Origin of the sequence: Pseudomonas mandelii (assembly GCF_002251635.1) — a bacterium.
GTDB classification, from domain to species: Bacteria; Pseudomonadota; Gammaproteobacteria; order Pseudomonadales; family Pseudomonadaceae; genus Aquipseudomonas; species Aquipseudomonas mandelii_B.
Genome location: NZ_NMOJ01000027.1, coordinates 1 through 9,357 on the forward strand (window position 1 = coordinate 1; position 9,357 = coordinate 9,357).

At 55.3% G+C, this 9,357-nt stretch carries 9 protein-coding genes; 6 read left to right on the top strand and 3 right to left on the bottom strand.

Annotation, left to right across the window (positions count from 1 at the left end; translation table 11 throughout):
• A partial coding sequence (locus tag B7L09_RS32120) for a hypothetical protein (protein ID WP_217902001.1) occupies positions 1-261 on the bottom strand: 261 nt, incomplete at its 3' end.
• Positions 262-264: 3 nt separating this feature from the next.
• Between B7L09_RS32120 and B7L09_RS04360 the strand changes: the two genes are divergently transcribed.
• From B7L09_RS04360 to B7L09_RS04380, 5 genes are all read left to right on the top strand, one after another.
• Positions 265-513, top strand: coding sequence for a hypothetical protein (locus B7L09_RS04360; RefSeq protein WP_094467878.1), 249 nt, complete (start codon positions 265-267; stop codon positions 511-513).
• A gap of 183 nt (positions 514-696) precedes the next feature.
• Positions 697-1,419: a nuclease-related domain-containing protein gene (locus tag B7L09_RS04365; RefSeq protein ID WP_420802910.1), complete on the top strand. Its 723-nt coding sequence runs from the start codon at positions 697-699 to the stop codon at positions 1,417-1,419.
• Between the two features lie 434 nt (positions 1,420-1,853).
• A complete protein-coding gene (locus B7L09_RS04370) occupies positions 1,854-3,308 on the top strand; it encodes a TrkH family potassium uptake protein (RefSeq protein ID WP_094467879.1) in 1,455 nt (484 codons plus the stop codon).
• A gap of 279 nt (positions 3,309-3,587) precedes the next feature.
• A complete protein-coding gene (locus B7L09_RS04375) occupies positions 3,588-6,170 on the top strand; it encodes a bifunctional diguanylate cyclase/phosphodiesterase (protein WP_010459283.1) in 2,583 nt (860 codons plus the stop codon).
• 166 nt (positions 6,171-6,336) lie between these two features.
• Positions 6,337-6,702, top strand: a complete 366-nt coding sequence (locus B7L09_RS04380; RefSeq protein ID WP_255141755.1) for a hypothetical protein — start codon at positions 6,337-6,339, stop codon at positions 6,700-6,702.
• Positions 6,703-6,798: 96 nt separating this feature from the next.
• Here the strand turns inward: B7L09_RS04380 and B7L09_RS04385 are convergent, their stop codons facing one another.
• Positions 6,799-7,074, bottom strand: coding sequence for an META domain-containing protein (locus tag B7L09_RS04385; protein WP_094467881.1), 276 nt, complete (start codon positions 7,072-7,074; stop codon positions 6,799-6,801).
• Between the two features lie 330 nt (positions 7,075-7,404).
• On the opposite strand from B7L09_RS04385, the gene B7L09_RS04390 reads away from it, so the two are divergent.
• Positions 7,405-7,890, top strand: a complete 486-nt coding sequence (locus B7L09_RS04390) for a DUF6130 family protein (protein WP_094467882.1) — start codon at positions 7,405-7,407, stop codon at positions 7,888-7,890.
• Positions 7,891-7,935: 45 nt separating this feature from the next.
• Here B7L09_RS04390 and B7L09_RS04395 read toward each other — a convergent pair whose 3' ends face one another.
• Entirely contained in the window at positions 7,936-9,318 is a 1,383-nt protein-coding gene (locus B7L09_RS04395) for a purine-cytosine permease family protein (RefSeq protein ID WP_255141756.1), read from the bottom strand.
• Positions 9,319-9,357: the final 39 nt, after the last annotated feature.

The following is a 9,357-nucleotide window of genomic DNA, read 5'->3' on the forward strand; positions in this document are numbered from 1 at the left end:
GCGGGGCTTGTATTCCGGCCCGTCGCCCATATGGCGATCAGGTTTGGCGACCTGACAACAGAGTGCAAAAGCAACCCGCTTCCATGCAGGTGTTTTTGCACCCGCAAAGCTGTGCATGTTATGGCGGCTGTGCGCGGGAGACCTTCGGGTCTGCCGGTTACTCTGTTCCGGTTCGCCAACCTGCGTACAGCTGCCACCCATTCGTTTGGCGACGAATGCGTGGTGGCTTAATCCACCAACAGAGTACTGAAAATGAACCAATACATGCCCCTAACGGGCCACGACTGCACCGTCCCTTCCCTGCTCATCGACACCCAAGTCCCACTGGACGTGCTCCACGACGCCGCCGTCTACCGCATCCGCGCGGTCACTCAAGTCATGGAAAACCTCGCGTTTCGCGAAGGCCTGCAAACCGACACCCTTGTCCTGCAGGACTTTGCCCTGCTCTGCGCCATTCCGCTGCGAGATGGCTGCGACTTGCTCGATGTCATCAGTCGACGCTTGCAGGCTTAAGCACCCGACGCAAAAAGGGCGACCCTAGATCGGGCGCCCGTTTTGTTTGCGGTCCGGAATGCTTTACTGGGACGTAGCATCGGACAACTCAACACCCCTCCCCTCACTGCAAAGGACTGCCAAGTGAACACCTCCGTTATCCTGCACCCCTTACTCAACATCCTGGTCTGGCTGCTACCGCTGATGCTGGTATGGACGCTGCTGCGCACGCGCCTGTTCAAAGGCTGGTTCGGTGAACGTCTGGTGCGTTTGCGCGCACACTTTAGATTGGATCGTCAGGTTTACCGTCGCCTGCATGACGTGACACTGATCACCCCGGACGACACCACGCAGATCGACCATGTGTTTGTGTCGCCCTTCGGCATTTTTGTGCTGGAGACCAAGCACATGAAAGGCTGGATCTTCGGTGGTGAGAAGCAGGCTCAGTGGACGCAGCTGATTTACAAGAAGCGCTTCGCCTTCCAGAACCCGAACCGCCAGAACTACAAACACTTGAAGGCCCTGCAAGCGGCGTTGGGCATCGGCCCGGACTTTGTGCATTCGGTCATCGTGTTTGTCGGCCCAAGCACTTTCAAGACCAGGATGCCGGCTAATGTCACCCGAGGCGGTGGCTGGGTCCATTACATCAAGTCTTTCCAGCAAACGGTGTTCAGCGAGGCGCAGGTGACGGCCATGTTGCAGACCTTGCAAGCAGGTCGCCTGGCGCCGACGCTCGCTACCCGGCGTGAACATGTGCTACGCCTGAAGCAACGCGACGATCCATCGGCCTCGCGCCAATGCCCGCGCTGCGGCAGTGCGCTGGTGGTGCGGACATACAACGGTGGCCCGAGGAGCGGTCAACAGTTTTGGGGCTGCAGCACTTTTCCCAAGTGCCGAACGGTGCAGCCCATTTCGCCAGGCAGCTAAGCTGAATGAGTAGGCCCTTTCGCGAAGTGCCGCAATTCAGGAGGCGCAAATGAGCAAGCAACCTCAACCCCGTAGCCGCTCCAACCCTCAGCCCAAGTCCCGCCCGGTCGTACCTGACCGCGCCCTAAAGGCCTGCTTGAGGATCGTCCAGGTGCGTTTTCGGCCGGCAGCAATCGGCCAAAAGCAGGCACTTTAGGTAGTACTTGGCGATGGTGTTTTTGGCGAATGGCTTTATGAAGCAAAGCAGTATGACGCTCTGATACATTCGCCCTTATTCAGGAGGGAAAAATTATGCGAAGGATTCTCGCAACGNACCCCTTAATAGGCGAGAATCAGGTCGACACGTTGCGATCCTGCTGATCGCACTTGGAAGTTGCGGACCCAGGAGGCGTAGCCTCCGATATCGCGTGGCACACATTTGTCAGGTTACTTCTATGTCGATCGCAGCAATACGGCTCATTGGCTTCATCTTAGGTATTTTTCTTATTACGTTGGCCGTCAGTATGGCTATTCCCATGATCACGTTGGTGGTCTATGAGCGCCGCGACGATCTGTCAGCCTTTCTCTGGTCCAGTTTGATTACCTTCATCTGTGGTCTGTTATTGGTCGCTCGTGGGCGCCCCGATACTGCGCAACTTCGTCCGCGAGATATGTACTTGCTGACCACCGGCAGTTGGGTGGTGGTGTGTACCTTCGCTGCGTTGCCGATGGTCTTTATCAGCCAAATCAGTTACACCGACGCTTTTTTTGAAACCATGTCCGGTATCACTACTACCGGATCAACGGTACTGAGTGGTTTGGACACAGCCTCTCCTGGATTGTTGATCTGGCGTTCGATGTTGCACTGGTTGGGAGGTATCGGCTTTATCGGTATGGCCGTGGCGATCCTTCCTCTATTGCGAGTGGGCGGCATGCGTCTTTTTCAGACAGAGTCTTCAGACTGGTCGGAGAAAGTGACCCCGCGCTCCCATGTGGCAGCCAAGTACATCCTTTTCCTCTATCTGGGGCTAACGGGCGCCGGAGCACTGGCGCTCTGGATGGCCGGAATGACGCCGTTTGAAGCAGTCAACCACGCGATGTCAGCAATTTCCACTGGTGGTTTTTCCACCTCCGATGAATCCCTGGCCCACTGGAAACAACCGGCGGTGCACTGGGTAGCGGTGGTTGTGATGATCCTCGGCAGCTTACCGTTCACCTTGTACGTCGCGACATTGCGCGGCAATCGCCGGGCGCTACTGAAAGATCATCAGGTGCGCGGATTTATCGGGTTCTTGATCGTTACCTGGCTGGCGGTGGGGACCTGGCTGTGCTTTCACAGTGATTACGGATGGTGGGATGCGTTTCGTATCGTGGCAGTCAATGTGACCTCGGTCGTCACGACCACCGGTGTTGCGGTAGGTGATTACACCTTATGGGGCAGCTTCGCCGTCCTGCTCTTTTTCTATCTGACCTTCGTCGGTGGATGTTCAGGCTCCACGGCCGGTGGTCTCAAGATTTTTCGTTTTCAGGTGGCTGCCGCGTTACTGGTCAGTAGCTTGAAACAACTGATTCATCCACGGGCAGTGATTCAGAAAAAGTACAACGGCCATCCGATTGATGAGGAGATCGTGCGCTCACTTTTGACCTTTTCGTTTTTCTTCACGATCACGATTGCCGCTATTGCCCTGGGCCTGGCTCTGATTGGACTTGACTGGACAACAGCATTGAGCGGCGCCGCTACGGCGGTGTGTAACGTAGGGCCAGGGCTTGGCACGATCATTGGGCCAGCAGGTAATTTTTCATCATTACCTGATTCCGCAAAATGGCTATTGACCGTTGGAATGCTCCTTGGAAGGCTGGAAATTCTGACGGTGCTGGTGCTTGTAATGCCAGTGTTCTGGAAATATTGACCCACCTTGTCGAGGGCTGAGTCTAAAAAGTACATGGGGGGGCGGCGAGTACTGCCATATAAAGATCAGTAGCCGTTTGAGTTGCGGCTTCGGCCGATGACTGTCCGTCGCCGTTGGCAACAGGCCTATTGCATCGGTAGCGCAACGCGTCTTCGTGAAATCCCGTCTCCGGCAGACTGGGCAGACCTGCTTGGCGCGACGGACGGGCATTCACTATCTAGCGTCGACTGCCGACAACCTGATATGTAAATAACTAGCTTCAACGAGTACCGGTCATTTATGCCTAACGCTCTCCCCACCATCTCTTGTTCTTCAACCAATCGCTCAAGCGTGGCCCTGACTCGAACTTCGCTATTCAAGTTTGTGGGTCTTTTGGCGGGGGTTTTCTTATTTGCCTGCTATTCACTTGTTTATGTTGCGCAAAATCTAGATCGGACGGAGGAGCGTGACAGTGCGTTTTACACGAAGAAAGCCGTGGAGTCGTTGGAAAAATCGCTGCGCTCGACCGTCAAGGATTACGCCTTTTGGGGCGATGCTTACAAGCACTTGCATACTCAGGTAGACGTGGACTGGGCGTACGTACGGCAAAATCTCGGGACGACACTTTATACAGAGTTTGGGTTTCGGGGAGTGTTTGTAGTCAACGATGTCAATCGTACCGTTTATTCCTTGGTCAAGGGTCAGAGGGTGTCAGTTGAAGTCGAACAATGGCTCGAACAGTCTGTTGATGCGATTCTCGATCAAGCACGTGAGGGAGCGGAAACCGAAACGCCGACGACTACGTTCATCAATGTGGGAGGGATACCTGCCCTCGTCGCTGCGGCTGCGATTACGCCCGGAACCGATCCAACGGTCATAGCGGATGATAGATCGGCGTCGGTGTTGATATTCGTTGAAATGTTGGACAGCGCCAAGCTCGCAACAATAGGCCGGGATTTCGGGGTAGATGGCCTGCACACGGCCGCTCCCGACGAAATTCCCTTGGTGTCTGCCTATCCCCTGGGCGAGGCCGGTACAGCAGGCGTCCTGCAATGGAGTCCGCACAAACCAGGGCTGCAATTATTGGCGCTGGGGTTGCCCTTGGTGGGACTCGCTGCGCTGCTGGTGTGCCTGATGACTTGGGTGATCTTGCGTCGTACGACGGCCGCTGCGCAGGCGCTTGACGCCAGCTATGCATCGCTGCAAAGCAGTCAGACCGACCTTGCCACCAGTGAGGCGCGCTTTCGTGATGTTGTTGAGGCCAGTTCGGATTGGGTATGGGAAATGGACGCCGGTTGGCGTTTCACCTATCTATCCGAGCGATTTGAAGATATCACGGGCTTTTCCAGGACTGCATGGATTGGTGCGGCGATGGATGATCTGCTGCGCACTGAATTAGGCACTTTATCTCAGTGGCTCAGTATTCCGAACCGTCGTCCGGATATCAGTGTTCAGTGCCGCTACGTGGATACAAATGGCCAAGAGCGAATCACCCGTCTTTCGGCGCGAGTCATGGCAGGAGGAGGATTCCGGGGGACAGCAACCGACGTCACGGAGGAAGTTGAAGCCCGTCGACGAATCGAATTCCTCTCACAACATGATGCCCTGACCGGCCTTCCCAACAGGACACGACTACAGGAGTTTCTTGATGGCAAACTCAAAGCGTTGCCGACACTAGAACAACCCTTGGTCATGCTCAGTCTGGACCTTGATCGATTCAAACCAGTGAATGATCTGTTAGGACATGCCGCAGGTGACCTGGTGCTTAACCAGGTGTCGAGCCGCTTGGCAGACTGTGTTCGCCACGGTGATCTTGTCGCTCGGATCGGGGGGGACGAGTTTGTACTGATACTCACCGATGTCAGTTCCCAGGAGGAAGTCGAGGCGCTTTGTCGCCGTTTGATCGAGTCCATCGAGCAGCCGATTCAAATCAATGAGCAAGAGGTATTTGTCAGTGCCAGTATTGGTATCGCGATGGCGCCAAATGACGCTTGCGAGGCGACTGAGCTGCTACGTTATGCGGATATTGCGTTGTATGAAGCCAAGGCTGGAGGTCGTAATACCTGGCGTTTCTATGCGGGGGATATGAACGCCAGGATTATTGAGCGACGTCGTCTGGAAAGTGATCTGCGCTTTGCAATAAAAAATGGAGAACTTCGACTCCACTTCCAACCGCGCTACCGTATCTCAGACGGGCAGATGGTCGGTGCTGAAGCGTTGATACGGTGGCAACATCCTGAGCGCGGGTTAATACCTCCCGATACGTTCATCCCCATAGCTGAAGAATCCGGCCTGATTCTTTCCTTGAGTGACTGGGTCATCGACACCGCCTGCCGTTGCGCCGCACGGTGGCCGGAACATTTGTTTGTATCCGTCAACCTTTCACCTAGCGAATTCAAGCGAGGCAATTTGGTGGAGCGTGTGCAGACAGCACTTCACAACTCGGGAATCGCGCCTACCCGGGTAGAGTTGGAGATTACTGAAAACGTCATGCTCGAAGATGCCCCCGGCGCACTAGAGCTGATGCGTACATTGAAGCGCCTGGGCGTGCGCATATGCATGGACGACTTTGGCACGGGGTATTCTTCACTGAGTTATTTGCGCACGTTCCCCTTCGATGGCCTGAAGATAGACCGGAGCTTTCTGAACAAACTGGTCGAAAGTGATGATGAGTCCATCATCCAGGCGATTGTGGGTTTGGGCCGAGCGTTATCACTCACCGTTACGGCGGAAGGGATTGAAACTGCCGAACAGTTGGATTTGCTCAAAGCAGTGTCGTGCGATGAAGGCCAAGGTTTCTTTCTAAGTCGGCCACTTGATACTGACGCCTTTAACCTGTTGGTGAAGGCCCGAAAAAACACAGACGCCAAGAGCAAGGTTTAGTAAAAGGTAACAAATCCATTTAAAGCGTTTTTGGCGAATGGCTTTATGAAGCAAAGCAGTATGACGCTCTGATACATTCGCCCTTATTCAGGAGGGAAAAATTATGCGAAGGATTCTCGCAACGGGGGCTCTCTTGCTGGCTTTGGGCGGGTGCGCAACCTCGCCCATGCCGGTTTCTGAAGCCCGGCCAGTGCCGGCCGACAAGATGTACGCGTTCAAAAGCCAGGGCACGCAAGACCCTGGACGCCTGACGATTGTCCGTGATGACGGGTTTGTCGCTGCGGGATGTGACGCCATGTTCTACATCGGTGGTCAGCGCGCAGCCAAGATAGGTCCCGGTCAAAAGGCATCGTTCGTTTTGCCGGCCGGTGAAGTGAATCTCGGCACAGGGCTTGCCGAGTCTGGGTTATGCAGTGGTGCCGCGATCAAAACGGTTGCGGCCAAGATCAAGCCAGGGAAAGAAGTGGTTTATCGAATCAACTGGGATACGCAAGCTTTCTACTTGAGCCCTTACGTTGAATATGGACGTTGAGTCCGGACGGTTCTGGCCTGTTTCGCACGCACACCACCTATCCTTTTCCGATGTTGTTTTATTTCAGTTCCGTTCTTATCCTTTTCCGATGTTGTTTTATTTCAGTTCCGTTCTTATTTCGGTTCCGGGCACGAAAAATTTACCGGGATCATCGACCTTCTTCAGGTCAACCAAGGCTCGGCAAATGCAATGTGAGAATTGTTTCTGCAACGTTTCGGGGTCTGTCCATGCTATTTGCGATGCTGGCAAATGTTGTGCCTCGGTCGATTTATAGCAGACACAATTGTCTAGTCGGGTGACGCCATTATCATTTGTGCTCTGACAAGCAGTGGTCAGCAAAGAAATCGCGATGAGCATGACGATACGTTTCATTGGCTCCCCTCCGAGGCTGTTGTGAAGGGCTAACGCTCAAGATCGGGCAGGATGTTGTGACGGCGTGGTGCCCGCTGAAGGCGGTTACACGCCATGGCCACAAAGCCCACTCTGCTCAATAAGCCCGGCTGTAAAAGGAAGCTTAGCTGTCATTTTGCGCCGCTCCATTCACTGGCTGTTTTTAACCGATCACCGTCATTAAAGGGCTCGTATTCAACACCCGTTTTCTGTCCCTCCCCACTCGGCTGTTTTGCAGAGAGAGGCAGCTCTGGCATAGACAACTGCCCCGTTTGATCTAGCCTTGAATGAGATCACGCGGGAGAAAACACCATGCCCCTCGCTCTCGGAAATCTGTCCGGCCTTGCTTTGAGCGCCTTCTTTTGCGTAGCCGCGTGGGGCCAAGGTGTAGCAGACACCAATTCCCCACCGGCCATACTGCCATTGGAGTCTGAGACAGGACCAAAACTCATTGCCTATCCGCCGCTCGCCGCGCCGCTCGCCCGTGGCGTTGTCATCATCCAGTATCGAACCGAGCACGCCCGGATCATGCCGGTATTTGGCAAAACGGCTGTCGAAGTATCACCACGGCTCGGCCACCTTCACGTGACCGTCGACGACTGGAAAGGTACTTGGGCGCACACCAGTGAAGACCCGATTATTTTGGTTGGGCTGACGCCAGGTGCTCACAAGGTGCTTCTTGAGGTGGCTGATCCTAGTCATAAGATTTTGACGAGTACGGTGGTGAGTTTTGTGGTTCCGGAGAAGAACCCAGCGGACGCCCCTCGCGTTGACGATAGCCACGCCGTGAAACCATAACGGTTGTGCGAGTCAGGGGACTGACCATTTGTCGCACGTCCTTATCTAAAATGAATCAGTCATCTTTGCCATGAGCGGTTCGTTTCCCGAACCGTGCAGCAAGCCAACTATCAGGACTTTCTCACCTCTTCGGTGCCGATGGGATAAGCCCGACTGCAACGCAAATGCAACGATCACCGTAGAGGGTGCGGAAAAACTGCTCAGGCCACCGCCGAAAAACATCAACGCAAGCCCCAAAGCGGTGGCACCAAACCACGCCGTCAAACCCACGGAATTGAACGCGGGCACCCGTTCGAGTGCCGCCATTTCATTGCGCCCGTAGTGTATCTGCGCCAACGCCACGCCGACCCAGGCCACCACGAAGATCCCCTGATAGGCCAACGCTTTGAGGAGGTAGGCAAACACGTCCGCGAGCATCAAGCCGTAGACGATCACCCCCACTACCAATGCCCACATCAAGTACGAACCGCGCAGGCCAAAACGCCCGAAGAACGCCTGCATGTTCAGTGTCGCCAGGTAGTAATTGGCGGTGTTGATCCGGGTTTGCGTGGCCCAGACAAACAACAAGCCCCACAAGCCCATCAATTGCAGAATCGCCATCACCACCGAGACTTCGTTCAGCGCACCTTCGTGGGGAATACTGCTGACCAGATAGATGCCCGCCGCGCCATTGAGCAGGAAGGTCACCGCGTAGAACGGCATGCCGAAGTTCCAGCGCCCGTGATACTCGGCGTCTTCAGGCTTGCCGAAACGCGCGTAGTCGAAGGTGAACAGCATCAGCACCCAGACCCCCATGTAAGCGACAAAGCAGTCCCACCAGCCGAAGGCGCTGGGTGTTGCCGGGCCGAAATCCAGCCATTGCGGCTGGTAGCCATATCGACTGATCGAGAGCCCGACCGCCACCAGCAAACCGCCCAGATACACCGGCAACAACACGCCGTTGAGCTTGTCCAGCCAATGCTGCACGCTGCCCAGAATCATTGGCACGCTGTAGAGCACCACCGCCAATGCGGCCAGCGGATAAACCAGCTCCGGATACAGGTGATTGAGCGCCACGGCGATTACCGAGCCTTCAAATACCGCGTAGTAGATCGCCGTGGAAAAGAAGATCAACGTTGCCAGGCACGCCCCGGTACTGCCGAACAGCAACCGTGAAAACAACGCCACCGACAAGCCGCTGCGGATCGCAAAGCGGCTGAGCACGCTATTGACCAGCCCATAGCTGATCACCGACAGAACCATGCCGATCAGTGCGTTGCGGGCTCCGTACGACAACGCCAGTGAGGCGCCGACCACGATGTAAAACATCGCACTGCACACCGCCCACCAGGCCATGGTCAGGGACAATCGCCCCATGCGCGCTTCGGCTGGAACGGGTTGATTGGCCGGGTCTTGCCCGGTTTGACTCGATTGCGATAAAGCAGCCATGTGCGTGAACTCCAAAACCAGTCAAAGGTTGAATGGCGG